The organism is Alloscardovia venturai (assembly GCF_042676605.1).
In the GTDB taxonomy this organism is placed as follows: domain Bacteria; phylum Actinomycetota; class Actinomycetes; order Actinomycetales; family Bifidobacteriaceae; genus Alloscardovia; species Alloscardovia venturai.
In genome coordinates this window covers 32815-47895 of record NZ_JBHTHQ010000012.1, presented here as the reverse complement: position 1 = coordinate 47895, position 15081 = coordinate 32815, and the positions used below count along the sequence as shown (strand labels likewise).

General features: G+C 49.0%; 11 protein-coding genes and 1 tRNA gene. 7 read left to right on the top strand and 5 right to left on the bottom strand.

The window, feature by feature from the left end; genetic code table 11:
- The first annotated feature begins 71 nt into the window (after nucleotides 1–71).
- The 4 genes from ftsY to ACFQY8_RS01835 all read left to right on the top strand — a co-directional run bounded on the left by ftsY (nucleotide 72) and on the right by ACFQY8_RS01835 (nucleotide 5199).
- The gene (gene ftsY, locus ACFQY8_RS01850) at nucleotides 72–1268 is read left to right on the top strand and encodes a signal recognition particle-docking protein FtsY (protein WP_377938038.1); all 1197 of its coding nucleotides are present in this window, start codon (nucleotides 72–74) and stop codon (nucleotides 1266–1268) included.
- Nucleotides 1269–1494: 226 nt separating this feature from the next.
- The gene (locus tag ACFQY8_RS01845) at nucleotides 1495–2781 is read left to right on the top strand and encodes an ammonium transporter (protein WP_377938036.1); all 1287 of its coding nucleotides are present in this window, start codon (nucleotides 1495–1497) and stop codon (nucleotides 2779–2781) included.
- Complete coding sequence (locus ACFQY8_RS01840; RefSeq protein ID WP_377938034.1) at nucleotides 2781–3119, top strand: P-II family nitrogen regulator; 339 nt, start codon at nucleotides 2781–2783, stop codon at nucleotides 3117–3119. The genes ACFQY8_RS01845 and ACFQY8_RS01840 overlap by 1 nt, the downstream gene beginning before the upstream one ends.
- A gap of 121 nt (nucleotides 3120–3240) precedes the next feature.
- A complete protein-coding gene (locus ACFQY8_RS01835) occupies nucleotides 3241–5199 on the top strand; it encodes an oxidoreductase (protein ID WP_377938032.1) in 1959 nt (652 codons plus the stop codon).
- 48 nt (nucleotides 5200–5247) lie between these two features.
- Here the strand turns inward: ACFQY8_RS01835 and ACFQY8_RS01830 are convergent, their stop codons facing one another.
- On the bottom strand, nucleotides 5248–6618 hold the full coding sequence (locus ACFQY8_RS01830) for an MATE family efflux transporter (RefSeq protein WP_377938030.1): 1371 nt from the start codon (nucleotides 6616–6618) through the stop codon (nucleotides 5248–5250).
- A gap of 240 nt (nucleotides 6619–6858) precedes the next feature.
- On the opposite strand from ACFQY8_RS01830, the gene dnaB reads away from it, so the two are divergent.
- From dnaB to ACFQY8_RS01815, 3 genes are read left to right on the top strand one after another with little or no spacing between them, the layout of a single operon-like run.
- The gene (gene dnaB / locus ACFQY8_RS01825; RefSeq protein WP_377938028.1) at nucleotides 6859–8247 is read left to right on the top strand and encodes a replicative DNA helicase; all 1389 of its coding nucleotides are present in this window, start codon (nucleotides 6859–6861) and stop codon (nucleotides 8245–8247) included.
- 18 nt (nucleotides 8248–8265) lie between these two features.
- The gene (locus ACFQY8_RS01820) at nucleotides 8266–9747 is read left to right on the top strand and encodes a MurT ligase domain-containing protein (RefSeq protein WP_377938026.1); all 1482 of its coding nucleotides are present in this window, start codon (nucleotides 8266–8268) and stop codon (nucleotides 9745–9747) included.
- A complete protein-coding gene (locus ACFQY8_RS01815; protein WP_377938025.1) occupies nucleotides 9744–10502 on the top strand; it encodes a type 1 glutamine amidotransferase in 759 nt (252 codons plus the stop codon). Before ACFQY8_RS01820 ends, ACFQY8_RS01815 begins: the two co-directional genes overlap by 4 nt.
- Nucleotides 10503–10531: 29 nt before the next feature.
- On the opposite strand, the gene ACFQY8_RS01810 is transcribed toward ACFQY8_RS01815, so the two are convergent.
- The 4 genes from ACFQY8_RS01810 to tgt all read right to left on the bottom strand — a co-directional run bounded on the left by ACFQY8_RS01810 (nucleotide 10532) and on the right by tgt (nucleotide 14858).
- Entirely contained in the window at nucleotides 10532–11893 is a 1362-nt protein-coding gene (locus ACFQY8_RS01810; RefSeq protein WP_377938023.1) for an ATP-binding protein, read from the bottom strand.
- Nucleotides 11894–12441: 548 nt separating this feature from the next.
- Nucleotides 12442–13008 carry a TetR/AcrR family transcriptional regulator gene (locus ACFQY8_RS01805; protein ID WP_377938021.1) on the bottom strand — a complete coding sequence of 189 codons (567 nt, stop codon included), beginning with the start codon at nucleotides 13006–13008 and terminating at the stop codon, nucleotides 12442–12444.
- 334 nt (nucleotides 13009–13342) lie between these two features.
- A tRNA-Leu gene (locus ACFQY8_RS01800) sits at nucleotides 13343–13429 on the bottom strand.
- 103 nt (nucleotides 13430–13532) lie between these two features.
- Nucleotides 13533–14858, bottom strand: a complete 1326-nt coding sequence (gene tgt, locus ACFQY8_RS01795) for a tRNA guanosine(34) transglycosylase Tgt (protein WP_377938292.1) — start codon at nucleotides 14856–14858, stop codon at nucleotides 13533–13535.
- Nucleotides 14859–15081: the final 223 nt, after the last annotated feature.

Below are 15081 nucleotides of genomic sequence, written 5' to 3'. Positions count from 1 at the left end.
TGTTGATTTAGTTGGTAGAGGTGACACTGCCTGTAATTGGGTGGTGCCTCTCTTCGGAGGGAGATGTCTTCATGGATATTCATATAGTGTGGGCGATTATTGCCGCAGTCTTAATTATCGTGGGTATTGCACTTGTTGCTTTCGCGCTGGTGAGGAGCAAGAAAGCAAACGCCCAGCGTGATATCACACCGGCTATGCAGGAGTCTGATTCTCGTAGCAGCGACACTTATAACGATGTGGACAGCACAGACAGTGCTGATGACTCAAGGCATGCTGACGGAGATGCCGCAAGTGCGACTTCTGAGCTTGACGTTCCGGAAGATAACGCAAGCCGTATGCATCGCCTGCGCTCACGCCTGTCTCATTCCGCAAATCCATTCGGTAAAGCATTGTTCTCTATTTTGACACGTGACAATTTATCAGAGTCTGACTGGGAAGAAGTAGAGGACACTTTACTCCTTGCAGATGTTGGTGCTGACACGGCGATGGGCATGGTCGACGAGTTGCGCCGCGATGCGCGAGTCAATGGCGCGCAAGACGCTGCACAGATTCAGAGCCTGCTTCGCGCTCAACTTCTCAAGGCAGTTAATACAGATAAGGATGGTCACACCTTTGATCGCCGACTCGAGCTTGAGGTCACTCCTGATGCTAGTGATACGCATGTCATCATGATGGTTGGCGTCAATGGCTCTGGCAAAACGACCACGACGGGCAAGCTCTCTCGCCTTCTGCTCGGTGAAGGGTCTCAACAGATAGTTCTTGGAGCAGCTGATACGTTCCGCGCTGCTGCGGCCGACCAGCTTCAAACGTGGGCGGATCGCGTGGGTGTCCCCGTTGTACGGAGTGATAAAGAAGGAGCTGATCCTGCCTCCGTAGCGTTTGAAGCGGCGCAACGTGCCAAGGAGGATAACGCTCAGGTACTCATCGTGGATACTGCGGGTCGTTTGCAAAATAAGACCAATCTTATGGATGAGCTCGGCAAAATTCGCCGTGTCGTTGAGAAGAATCTTCCTGTCGGTGAAGTGCTCCTCGTGCTTGATGCTACGACTGGTCAAAATGGCATGGCACAGGCGAAGGTTTTTGCTGAAGCTATTGGCATTACAGGTATTGTGTTGACTAAGCTCGATGGTTCAGCAAAGGGCGGCATCGTCATCGCTGTTCAGCGAGAGCTTGGTGTGCCTGTCAAGCTTGTAGGTCTTGGTGAAGGGCCTGATGATTTAGCACGATTTGATACAGAAGGCTTTGTGGATGGGATTTTAGGAGAGTAGGAGTCTCGTGAGAAACTTTATGCCGACTTCTCGTGTAGAAAAGCGAGGAGAGTAGAAGTGTAGCGTAGAGCAGGAAATATAGAACGGTTGAGAGCAAAAATCTCTGCACAGTTCGAAACATACTCGTCACATTTTATACCGGTCGTAACCTATGTGTTACTTCCGGCATTATTTTTGGAAACTTTACTTCTCTTAGATATGAAGTGAAAGACTAAGGGAGGTAACAATGAGTTCTGGTGATACTGCGTGGATGCTCATTTCGAGCGGATTAGTATTTCTGATGACTCCAGCTGTGGCGTTCTTCTATGGCGGCATGGTGCGAGCGAAAGCGATTTTGCATATGATTATGCTGTCTGTCGGTGCTATGGCAGTGGTTGGCATCGTGTGGGCTGTGTGTGGTTGGTCTATCGCATACGGCGGGAAGTCTGTGGGCGGTATATTTGGCAATCCATTCTCTGGATTCTTCTTGCGTGATGTCATTGGCGTGAAAGATGGCGTTTACACAGCTTCGGCGCAGTCGAGTTCTGGCTCGTACCCTGTCACTGTGGATGCGCTCTTCCAGATGACTTTTGCCATTATCACCGTGGCGCTTATCTCTGGTGCATTAGCAGAGCGCGTTAAATTCAGTACATGGCTTGTCTTTACCGCACTGTGGACTCTTCTCGACTACGCACCTATGGCTCACATGGTATGGGATCACGGTCTGCTTTCTGCCGATGGTGCTATTGCACACCTTTTCGGCGTGGCTCCGCACGATTTCGCAGGTGGTACCGTGGTTCACATTAACGCTGCTGTGGCGGCATTGGTCATCGCACTGATTGTGGGTCGTCGCAAGGGCTTCGGAAGTGTTCCGTTCAAGCCTCATAATGTTCCATTCGTGATGCTTGGCGCATTCCTCTTGTGGTTTGGCTGGTTCGGATTTAACGGTGGATCTGCTTTTGCCGCAAATGGTACCGCTGCATATGCAATTATTTCGACGTCGTTATGTGCATGTGCTGCGACTATAGGATGGCTTATCGTAGAAAAGATTCGTACGGGTCAGGCAACTCCCATCGGTGCTGCGTCTGGCATGGTAGCAGGTCTCGTGGGCATTACCCCATCTGCTGATGTAGTCTCCCCGTGGGCTGCAATTATTATCGGTCTCATTGTAGGCGCTGTATGCTGCCTTGCTATCAGCGTGAAGTTCAAGCTGGGCATTGATGATTCCCTTGATGTCGTGGGTGTGCACGGTGTTGGTGGCGTCATCGGTACAGTTCTTGTGGGACTGTTTGCTGTTGGTAATGGTTTGTTTACGCATGGAGACATTCGCCTGACTATCGTACAGATTCTCATAGCTCTCATAGCGATTATCTTCTCCGCTGTGATGACCTTTATCATCGCGTTTGTCCTCGAAAAGACTATGGGCTGGCGCATTAGCACATACGAAGAAATGACCGGCGTAGACGTGACACGACATGGCGAACGTTCTTATGACTTTGCTGGCACATCCCTATCTATCTTGAGGAGGGCATAATGAAACTCATCACTGCAATTATTCAGCCGCAAAAGCTTGACGATGTACTTGACGCTTTGTCGGGTATCGGAATTCATGGTCTTACGATTTCTGAGGCTAATGGTTATGGGCATCAGCGTGGTCATACAGAGGTCTTCCGTGGTACGAAATACGATGTCGATATCCTGCCAAAAGTCCGTTTTGAAATCGTGTCAGAAGATGTACGCGTCGATGAGATTATCACCACGATTTGTGATGCTGCAGGGACCGACACCATTGGAGATGGCAAGGTATGGGTCATTCCTGTCGAATCCATCACCCGTGTGCGTACTCGTGAAACCGGAGCAGGTGCTATCTAGGTAAGGGTACTCTCCATACCGTGCTGTGCGTGCGTGAGTTGTAGCGTGTTAGTGTAGTAGTAATGGTTTACGGGCGATAACTCGTTCGAGACTTGCTATGAATTTTCGCGAAGAGGTGCGTATGGAACAGAGAAAATTCCCCTATCTCAGTGCTCCCATTACTATCGGAAGAACTACTTTCCGCAACCGCATGTTCTCCGCACCTATGGGTGGTACTGACATCACCAATGACGGCTGCATAGGTCCCAAGTCCGCGGCATTCTACGAACTTCGCGCGAGAGGCGGCGCTGCTGCTGTGACGGTGTCTGAATTGATGGTTCACCCTGAGACGGACGGAAGTCATGCATACCATCTTGATGAGTCCATACTCAACTCTTTGGCGGCGGCTACCTACGCTGCAGATGCGATTCGGCGACATGGCGCCATTCCTTCATTAGAATTGTCTCATTCCGGTCAGTTTGCGGGCACGTACATGACCGATAAGTCTAAGCAGCACAATCTGCACCAGTGGGGGCCGTGTGATGGTGTCCGTGCTGATGGCGCTCACGTAAAAGCTCTGTCTCAAGAGATGATTGATGACATCGTGGCACACTATGCGCACGTCGCAGGTCTTGCTAAGCGAGCAGGATTTGAGATGCTCATGATTCACGGGGGACATGGTTGGCTGATTAATCAGTTCCTCTCGCTACTTTTCAACCATCGTGAGGATGAATACGGCGGATCGCTCGAGAATCGTTGCCGTTTTGCAGTAGAAGTGCTCAAAGCTGTGCGGCAGGCAGTGGGACCATTTTTCCCAATTGAGTTCCGCATGTCTGGCTCAGAATTCTGCGAGGGTGGCTATGACATCGACGAGGGTGTCCGCATTGCTCAGCAGATTGAACCATATGTTGATATCATTCACGTCTCAGCAGGTACGTATCAGAAGACCTTCGGCATCACTCATCCGTCAATGTTTGAACCTCATGGTCGTAATGTTTACTTGGCTGCGGAGATAAAGAAGCACGTTTCTAAACCTGTTGCTACCATTGGCGGGCTGACCGATCCTGAGATGATGGAGGAAATCATTGCATCGGGGCAGGCAGATATCGTCTATATGGCTCGCCAACTTCTCGCCGATCCTGAAACTCCGCGTAAAGTCATCGAAGGCAGACCTGAAGAAATTGTGCACTGTCTGCGTTGCTTCACGTGTATGGCTGAACGCGCTGCAACTTCTACGCGCCGTTGTACTGTAAATCCACTTATCGGCCGAGAAATGGACGGAGTAGAGGTTACTCCGGCTCCTGTTAAGCGCAAGGTAATGATTGCTGGCGCTGGCCCTGGTGGCCTTTATGCTGCATATACTGCTGCGCGTCGAGGACACGACGTCACCGTCTATGAGAAAGAATCTGAGGTCGGCGGCATCTTAAAATCTGAGCAAGCGCTTCCTTTCAAGCATGAGATGTATGAATTGAGCGGTACATATAAACTTCTCGCTGAAAAAGCTGGAGCAAAAATCGTTACAAATACGACGGTGACTCCTGAACTCGTTTCCCAAGTGAAGCCATATGCGCTCATCATCGCGACCGGTTCCACTCCTGTGATTCCGGCTATCCCGGGTTTAAGAGGAGAGGATGGGGCCAATGTCGTCATCGTCAATGACTACTACAAGCAGAAAGATAGAGTTACAGACGAAGTTGTCATCTTGGGCGGAGGACTTGCAGGCTGCGAGTGCGGTATCCACCTCGGGATGGAAGGCAAGAAGGTAAAAATCGTAGAGATGGGTGGTGCGCTCGCTCCTGATGCAAATGTACGCCATCGGCCATTGATGCTCGAAGAAGTCGATAAGTATTGCGAAGTGTACACCTCACATCGAGGTATTGAGGTTCGTTCTGATGGTGTTTTGGCTGAGAATGAGAAAGGTGAGCAGGTACTGATTTCTGGAAGTACGGTCATTTGTGCTCTCGGGCAGAAGTCCACGACAGATCAGGTCGAAAAGCTTATGGATACGGCGCCATACGTACGGGTCATCGGCGATGCTTCTCGCGTTTCTACCATTACGAACGCCGTATATTTGGGGCATCACGCAGCTCTCGACATCTAGGGGCGACTTAAGCGCGCAGCTTGTAACCTATGCTGCGCCTGTGTCGCACTAGTTAAGTTGTGCTATGGCTCGGTAAATCCAAGTATCTTTATGCGCTCTCAGGATATTTCCTAGTCCTCTCACACCCATAAAGACAATATTGAAGACTAGCCATAGTGCGACTGATTGCACAAGAGGCGGTGCGCTCATGGCAACTGTGACTCTCCACGCGATGACGAGCACGCAGACGTGAACGAGGGCTGCGAGTGTACAAGCCTTTGCAAGATAGGCAAAGTCTCCTGCGCCGATGAGCACGCCATCTAGTGCCCACAGCCATCCGTGGTACGGAAAGAATATGCCAACTACTATCATGCTAATGGCGATGATATGAGCGGTGCTCGGTTCGGTGGTAAATAGTGGCGCTGCGAACCATCCAAAGAGTGCGAAGCCCACCCCGACGTACACGCCCCACCTGATGCCTGCATACTCGATCTCTTTAAGAAGAGAATGTATCTGAGGGATGTCTTTCGCTCCAATGGCTGTGCCGATGAGAGCCTGACCGCCCACACCTATGGCATCGAGGATATTGAGTGCTAAATTCCATGAAGAATTTACTGCTTGATAGCTTGCGAGGACGGTCGTTCCCATAGCCGTCGCTACCATAACGGTAGCCACCATGCCTACACGAATTGCTGCCGTGCGTACGAATAACATAGCTCCGTCTCCGGCGGAATCTTTGACATCGCTCAGTAATGGTTTCAACGAGATTTTATTCCGACGAAGTACAGGCGCGAGATATGCGAGCAGAATAATGCACATGACCCACTGAGCTATGCATGTAGCAATTCCCGAACCCATGACGCCCCAGCCAAGTCCGAAGATAAAAACAACATCAAGGATGACGTTGATTAGTGCGCCACTGATAGCAGACCAGAGAGTAATTCCTGGCTTTTTCAGTCCTCTCAACATTCCATTAGCCGCATATGCCATGAGGGTGCCGGGGATGCCAAGACTGGCAGTTTGCACATAGACGACGGCGCCATCAAGTACCGACGTTTGTGCACCCATCGCAAAGCTGAGGGGATACGCGGCGCTAACGAGAGTTGCCATGAGAGCGATACCTATGCCTAACGCAAGCCACATCCCAGCAACTCCTGCCTGTAAGCCGTCACGAGTGCGACCGGCTCCCATGAGCATAGAGACCTTTGCCGTAGTGGAGTAGGCAAGGAAAAGGCATAATCCCACGGACGTGAGGATGATAGTAGAGCCGATAGAAAGTCCTGCAAGTGCTATATCACCAATGCGTCCGACGAGTGCAGTGTCGATGAGGACGAAAATCGGCTCGGCTATGAGCTGCCCTAGTGTGGGGATGGCGATGGCTGCTAACTGGCGACGAGCTGATGCTGCATGATTGTGGTTTTCCCGCATATTATTGTGCACGAAATAATAGTATGGACAAAGTTACAGCAAGAAAAGTGTTTTCTCACATCCGCGACACGATTATCCCCATGTTATCCACCGAGTTATCCGCATAATGTGGATAACTTATCTTATTGTCCACCGGGACACGCCTAAAATGTGGATAACTTATTTTCTTTCCCACAGTGTTATCCACAGCGCAGCGGTTTATCTGTAAGTGTAGCTCCTCTTTTCCTACTGTCATGCGCATAGAATAGGCATATGCCTGAAAGTAACACCATGCGTGAGGGTCGAGGTTTTACATCGTCGACGGATTCTATTTTTGGCGGGCAACCGCCGTATGACGAGGCTGCCGAGATGGCGGTCCTCGGCGGCATGCTACTCAGCAAAGATGTCATAGCTGAAGTTATTGAGATGATAGATGCTCAGGACTTCTACATTCCGAAGCATCAGACGATTTATAGTGCTATCGTGAGCCGTTTTGCTGAAGGTGCGCAGATTGATCCTGTGCTAGTGGCAGATACGTTGCGCGTGGACGGCAATCTCGATAAGGTAGACGGTGCTGACTATCTTGCAAGCCTTGTCTCCTCTGTACCTGCTGCAATTAACGCAATTCACTATGCACAAATCGTTCATCGTGATGCTATGCTGCGCGAGGTCATTCAAACAGGTATACGTATCGCGCAATTAGGCTTTAGTGCTGAGACTGCTGATGCAGAGGATGTGGTAAATCTCGCTCAGAACTCCGTATATCAGCTTTCCGATGGGCATACGAAGCAGGATTATGAGCTTATTGGTCCAGTCGTAGACCGTACGTTAGGACATATCGAGGAAATTCAGTCGGGCGATATACAGCCAGGAGTGCCAACGGGCTTTACGGATATCGATAAGATAACGAACGGCTTGCAGCCGGGGCAGATGATTGTCGTTGCGGGACGTCCAGGTATGGGTAAATCCACGCTTGGTATCGATTTTGCTCGATCCGCTGCGCTTCATCACAATATGCCAACGGTCGTGTTCTCTCTTGAAATGAGTAAGTTGGAACTATCTCAGCGTATCATCGCTGCAGAAACGAATGTGCCGCTCACCGCTTTGCGTAATGCTTCCGACATTGATGACAGAGACTGGCAGGAAATGGAGCGTCTTCTCGACCGTATCAAGGAAGCTCCGCTGTACATCGATGATTCTCCAAACATGAGTCTGATGGAGATTCGCTCGAAATGCCGTCGTCTCGCGCGTAATGGTTTACGTCTCATCGTCATTGATTACCTTCAGCTTATGAGCTCTGGAAAGAAAGTGGAGTCGAGACAGCAGGAAGTGTCTGAGTTTTCGCGTTCCTTGAAATTGCTTGCAAAGGAACTTGGTGTGCCAGTAGTAGCACTATCTCAGCTTAATCGTGGCTCTGAAATGCGCGGTGACCGTAAGCCAATGATTTCCGACTTGCGCGAATCTGGCTCTATTGAGCAGGATGCAGATGCGATTTTCCTCGTTCATCGTCCAGAAGCATATGATAAAGAAGATCGACCGGGCGAGGCTGACGTGATTTTAGCTAAACATCGTAATGGTCCGACAGCCACGTTTACTCTCGCATTCTTGGGTGCAAGGTCCAAATTTGCAGATATGGCTGCCGACCCTGCACAGGGTATATAAGACGGAGGGAAGACTCATATGGCTCACTCATTGCGCACGGTTCTTACTCCTGCGTTGGGGAAAACCATTCGTGCCGTAGCTCGACTTCGCGGCGGTGGTACAGCGCTTCCTGGACGCGTCATTGAAAGCGTTGATTCTGATTTCATGGCACGCACTCTTGCGCAGTTACCCTACGGCGTGGTACTTGTATCTGGCACAAATGGCAAGACGACAACTACACGCATCGTTGCATCCATGTTAAAAAATCTGGGATTACGCGTATTTACGAACCCGACAGGCTCAAATTTCACACGCGGAGTTGTGTCTGCTTTACTTGATGAAGTCGATATGCGCGGTCGCCTCCATGCAGATGTAGCAGTACTCGAACTCGATGAAGCATACGCTGTACATTTCGTGGACAAAGTCAAGCCACGCTATGCACTCCTACTGAATGTTTTACGCGATCAGCTAGATCGATTCGGTGAGATTGATACTACGGCGACTATGCTCGCATCGGTTGCAAAAGCGACTACGGGAACGGTCGTGCTTAACCGTGAAGACTCGCGCGTTGCTGCACTTTCTGACGTCGTCCGTGGATCTGATGGGGTACGTGTCAGGTATTACGGCCTGTCTGATGATTTGATGGATTTCTTCCCTTCTGACGATGCTATGTATGACAGTTCAGAAAACGCTGAACTAAGCGTGCATGCTACGGGTGAAAACGGAGTCTTAGATTCTGCACACGAGCGCCAACCGAGAGAGCGAAAATTTGATTTAACGCATTATCGTCCCGCGCATGTGACACTGACTGCTTTGCAAGATCACACTGCAACGTTTGCGATTGAGTCTAACGGGCATGTAGAGTCTCATGCTGCTGAGCTTAAATTAGAAGGTGTATATAACGCTTTCAACGCAGCAGGTGCACTTGCTGTCGTACAAGCAATTATGGAAGACGGGCCGCACACGCCCCTATACCAACTTTCTCATTCACTGTCGAGCTCACCGGAAGAGGTAAGAAAACCTGCATCTCTTTCTGCTCTTTCTGTCCCTTCAGCACAGAAGCTCATTGAGGCTGTAAGTGCAGTCACTCCAGCATTTGGCCGTGGAGAGTCCATCGACGTTCATGGCGATCAGGTGGAGCTTATCTTGGTGAAGAATCCGATGGGCTTTAGGCTTGCGCTCAAATCGTTTAATCCTACTGGTCATGGGACCATGATTGTGATTAATGACGAGTACGCCGATGGACGTGACATGAGTTGGCTGTGGGACGTTGATTTTACGTCACTGCGCGATACGGCGGTTGATATGGTCTCCGGTGTACGTGCTACGGATATGGCTTTACGATTAGCATACGATGAAGTCGATGCTATCCATGTGGACGACTCGATTTCTCAAGCGCTTGGTATGTTTATCGCTGATACAGCAGGCAAGCCTAAACATATTTACTGCACATATACTGCTATGCTTGCCGTTCGTAAGGCGCTCAGTCAGATAGCAGATGTGGAGGATGTAGGACTATGACAGATACTCGCGTACTTGACATCGTTTCGCTGTATCCCAAAGAGATGAATATCTACGGCGACACTGGCAACGTGAAAACTATTGAACTACGCGCGCGATTAATGGGATACAAGCCACGTATTCATCAGTACAATGTCGGCGATACATGGCCTGAGCATGTTGACATGATCCTTGGCGGAGGCGGGCAAGATAAGGGGCAAGCCATCATCAGCGACGATTTCTTCACTCGAGCTCAGCAGATTCGCACGCTCGCAGAAGAGGGTGTGCCCATGCTCGTCATATGCGGACTGTATCAGCTTTTTGGCGAGTATTTCGAAACGCGTGAAGGCAAACGTCTACCTGGCATTCACGTACTTGGCGTACATACCGTCGGGCAGGATACACGCATGATTGGCAACCTTGTGGAGCATAGTGAGCAGTGCGGTCCTATCGTTGGGTATGAAAATCATTCCGGTCAGACGGTACTCCACGACGATGGAACTCAGCCGTGGGCGACTGTAGATGATGAGGGGACAGGAAATAACGGTACTGACCATACTGAGGGTGCTCGTAAGTTTAACGTCATCGGGACCTACATGCATGGCTCGGTTTTGCCCAAGAATCCTCAGCTTGCTGATTTTCTCATTAAGAAAGCAGCTGAACATCGATATGGTACTTTTGCGCCGCAGATGAGTGACGAGCAGAAGGCTCAGCTTGATACATTAGACGCTCTCGCTGGTGCTGCATTTGATGTGGCGGCGCATCGCCCGAGGTAATTAGCTAGGTTCAAGGGTACTTCTTCTCGCTATTTGCCTTCTAAACACCACATCCAAGCTGGGATTATATGGATAACGGTTTTATCATGGGTCGTTACATCTTCGCGTTGTCCATCGTGGATAAGTAATATGCTTTCCTTTGTGTGATATTCATGCATTGCTTCTTCCAGTGCGCGCATCTCGCGTTCTCGAGTTTTCTCGTCATCGATATGAACGCTTACCTGGAAAAGTTGAAGTGATGAGTTGGCGATAACGTCGCCTACAGCAAAATCTATTTCATACCCGTGTGTACGTGTATGAAGAGAACTCACGGAATTATTTCTACTTGTAAAAGCGCGTCGCCGCAGTTCTAAATAGATAGCCGTTTCAAGGCGCTGCGCTATATCATTACTGCTTGCTGAAGAATTAGCATAGACAAGCCCCGGATCTTCTGCGTAGATTTTATAAGTGCTTGCCGGTGAAGATGAGAGTGCACGAGAGTAATCGGTTATCTTATGGATAAGAAATGCATCTTCTAAATAGTTTAATGCTGCTGTCGCGCTCACTCGACTAATCTTGATACCTTGAGATACAAATGTATCTACGGTTTTGCGCATGGAAAAATCTCGACCAGAGTAGGTTAGTGCTCTGCTTGTGAGGAGTGAAACTGCCTGTGGATTGCTCAGATTATGTCGCTCAAGTACATCTTTTGCGACAACGCGTTGGGCGTATCCCTGAAGTGTGAGGATGAGTCGCTCGCTAGAGACATCTTGGATTGCGGGGAACCCGCCGCGTGTCAGATAATCGTTGAAGAGATTTTTAGCGAGGTTTTTATCTGTACTCGACCAGTCTTGGGGATTCCGAGTTTGAGTAAGTAATTGTGGCTGATGGTAGAGCACGAATTCTCGAAAACTGAATGGGGTCATCTCATATGCAAGTGAACGACCGCGAAATGCAGTTGCAATTTCTTCGGAAAGTAATTTTGAGCTTGAGCCAGTTACGTAGATTGTAGCTTTCGTCGTGTCGATAATGCGTCTCAGCCAAATGTCCCAGTGGGACATTTCCTGAATCTCGTCGAAGAAAATATAGCAACCGTCACGTTGTGATGCAGGGTTGACCTCAAAGAATTCGTGGAGCACGTCGTCTCCGGTTTGAGTGGTTATGGGGGCTAGACGGTCATCTTCAAAGTTGAAGTACAGAATGCGTGAGGAATCTATACCACTGTCTAGGAGAGATTGCATTTCTTGGAAGAGACGGTATGTTTTTCCTGAGCGACGAATGCCCATGATAACTGTTGCAAGATTTCCTGCGCGTGGTGTAAGAGGTGTTTCTAGATTGAGTTCGCGCGGGAGTATAGGTTTGTAGAGACTTAAATCGAAGTCTTGAATAATCTGTCGTATAAGCTGATTCATAAGACTCTGCCCTCCCGCTGAAAATATCATAATAGGAAACTGGTCTAATTTCAAGACCAGTTTAATAGGAAACTGGTCTAATTTCAAGACCAGTTTGCGCTTTAATCGTCGGAGTCTAAATCATTAAGTAATTCTTCGAACGATGTGTATCGTTTAGCTGATTTTTCCTCGCTTATGATATTGCGCGTTTCTTGAAGTGCGAGAAGAGTTTCGTGACTAAATTGTGGGACATGTTTCCGAGGTTTGAGTGAGGAACTATTCTATGCTGCGGATGTGTGAGTAGAAATATTTTCTGATTGTGTCATTGTGTGTTCCTATTGCCTCTCAATTTTTATTCTCGCGCATTGCTCGAAAATGGGCGGCTTTCCCTGTGCCTTTGTTTTTCACGCTGTCTACGTGAGCAATTGCTCCGTCGTTTTGTGTGCGGAATCGTGCACGATAGAAGAAAGTGAACTTGATGTGCATATAAATTACGCCGGCACTGCATCGACTCGCGGTAAACAGCTTGCTGAAGCAACGGCGACAAGTATTTGTAAAAAGTGCCGCCTCTACAGTGACTCTCTCCAGAAGCTCAGCAGTTTTCTTGCCATTTGCTCAGGAGGCACATCACACCCCCGCGAGAACCATTGCATTTTCATCTGGACGAGTCCGCCGAAGATGAATTGCTGGAAGTAAAATTCGTCAACTGGCTCATCGTAAGAACGTTTCATGTATTGCTTGATGAGAGGATAGAGCTTTGCGGCGTATTTCAACGTCAGCTCGCGCATGAGAGTGGTGCTGCGATTGACCTCAAGAAGACGCTTTATGGTGTCGCGATACTGGTACCAATATGTGAAGTATGTAGTAAGAGCGCTGTCAAGGGTCTGCGTTGGAAGTTTGTTGATTAAGGAATAACACTCGTTATACATAGAATCAAGCTGACGGTCGAGAACGTCTTGCTTTGAAGTGAAATGACGATAGAAAGTTTGACGTGTACGTTTAGCTCTGGCGACAATTTCTTTGACGGTAATTTCATTGTATGGATATACGCACATGAGTTCGATAAGCGCATGAGTAAAGCTCCGTTGCGTTTCTAATGTGCGCGCACTCATCATATGTATTTCGTAATCTTCCATACCTATAAGTGTAGTGCGTAATATTACACATGTCACATTACATGCGCGCAAGAGGTGAAAACGACTCCCCCTACTGAATAATCGGCTTGTTTACTACTGTTCGATGTTCTATCTTTCTTAATACTAAGGCTGAGACGGGTAGGCATTGCATTCTTTTCACATGTTTTTAGTAACACATTCCTGCCTATAAGGTTGTTCTGCCATTCCAACAGCTCAGAGTTATTTTGTTATCGAGCTTTATTTTTACTTGTCCTAAATCTTGTCGCAATAGCCATGGGGCGATAAAAGAAAACGTCTCTTTGGCGTAAATACTAGCCTTAGGAGACGTTTATAGTGGTGCGCACAGGGGGAGTTGAACCCCCACGACCTTATCGGTCACTGGCACCTGAAGCCAGCGCGTCTACCATTCCGCCATGTGCGCAGACGAAAAACCACTCTAACACATTAAGGGACGGCACGCAAAAGACGGTGAGACTTTTAAGATGCGTGCCGCCGCGCTTTATGGGATTAAAGTAGTGAGGCTTCTAGCCCTTAGAACCTTTTGCGTAGAAGCGCGCAAGGTAGGATTCCTTAAACTCAAAGAAGTATCCGCCGTCTATAGATGCTCGTATGTCATCGAGCAAGCGAATGAAGAACCGCTCATTGTGGATAGTTGCCAGCGTGGCGCCAGTCATTTCGCCAGAACGCAGCAAATGGCTCACATATGCGCGAGTGTAGTTGCGACAAGTATAGCAGTCGCAATCCTCTTCAATTGGTCGGAAGTCAAACTTCAACGCTGCTCTCTTGATGTTCCAGCGTCCATCTTTTGTAAAGACAGCGCCATTGCGCGCAGTGCGTGCTGGAGCTACACAGTCAAAAGTATCGGCACCGTTTTCAGCACCGGCAAAGATATCGTCGACCGCTGCGATACCGAGGAGATGACGTGGCTTATTTTCAGGAAGTTCATCACAAATCCAAGAAACGATATCGCCGAGAATGTTCTTTTCAATGGCGCCGCCCAATCCGAAACCGTCAAAGTCAAGAGAACCAATCTGGGAAGCGGCTTTACGCCGCAAATCTTCATAATTTGCTCCCTGGACCACCCCGAAGAGCGCCTGATATGGTTTACCGAGACGTTCTTCAGTCAGACGCTTGTGCTCTGCCACACAGCGCTGTGCCCAACGGAATGTACGGTCTACTGACTCCTCCTGATACTTACGGGTATTCATTAAGGTGGTGAGCTCATCGAATGCAAACATGATATCTGCGCCGATGTTGTGCTGAACGCGCATAGAAATCTCTGCAGAGAATCGATGCATACCACCGTTGAGTGGAGACTTAAAGCTGACGCCGTCCTCGTCTACGAAAGCAAGACGTTCCTTGCCATCAGCGATAACGTCATCGTTTTTCATGCCTTCGATGTCCATCGCAAGAGTTTTCTTGAATCCTGCTCCGAGACTCATGACTTGGAAACCACCAGAATCTGTGAAAGTAGGCTTGTCCCAATTCATAAATTCATTGAGTCCACCTGCAGCATTCATGACGGCTTCACCAGGACGCTCATACAGGTGGAAAGCATTGGAAAGCAACGCTTGCGCGCCATTATCTTTCATTTGAGGTATGGTGACGGCCTTCATCGTGGCTTGTGTAGCTACAGGAATAAAGCACGGCGTCTGAATGTCTCCGTGAGGCGTATGGATAACGCCTGTGCGTCCATGTTTACCGTCTAGCCGCGTATTAATTTTAAAGCTAAATGCACTGCGGTCGCCAGGCTTACCAGGTACTGCGCCACGCGGAGAGAACTTTGGCTGAGGGAATACTGTGCCTTCCGGGGCAGAAGTTTCTACCCTAACATAGTTGTAGTGGGGGATGGTCTTCTTCTTTTTTCTCTTCTTGCGCTTTTTCTTATGAGGCTTCTCGTCTTGAGACTGCGTGGTACTTGGCTGAGGTTGCGATTCTGCTCGATGTGCACTGCCAGTAGCGGTAACAGCAGGAATTTCTGCTGTATCTGCATTCTCATCTCGGCGTGAATTTTGCTCATAAGCGGTTTCAAATCCCGCTGATATAGCACTCGATGCTTCTTCGGATGTACCT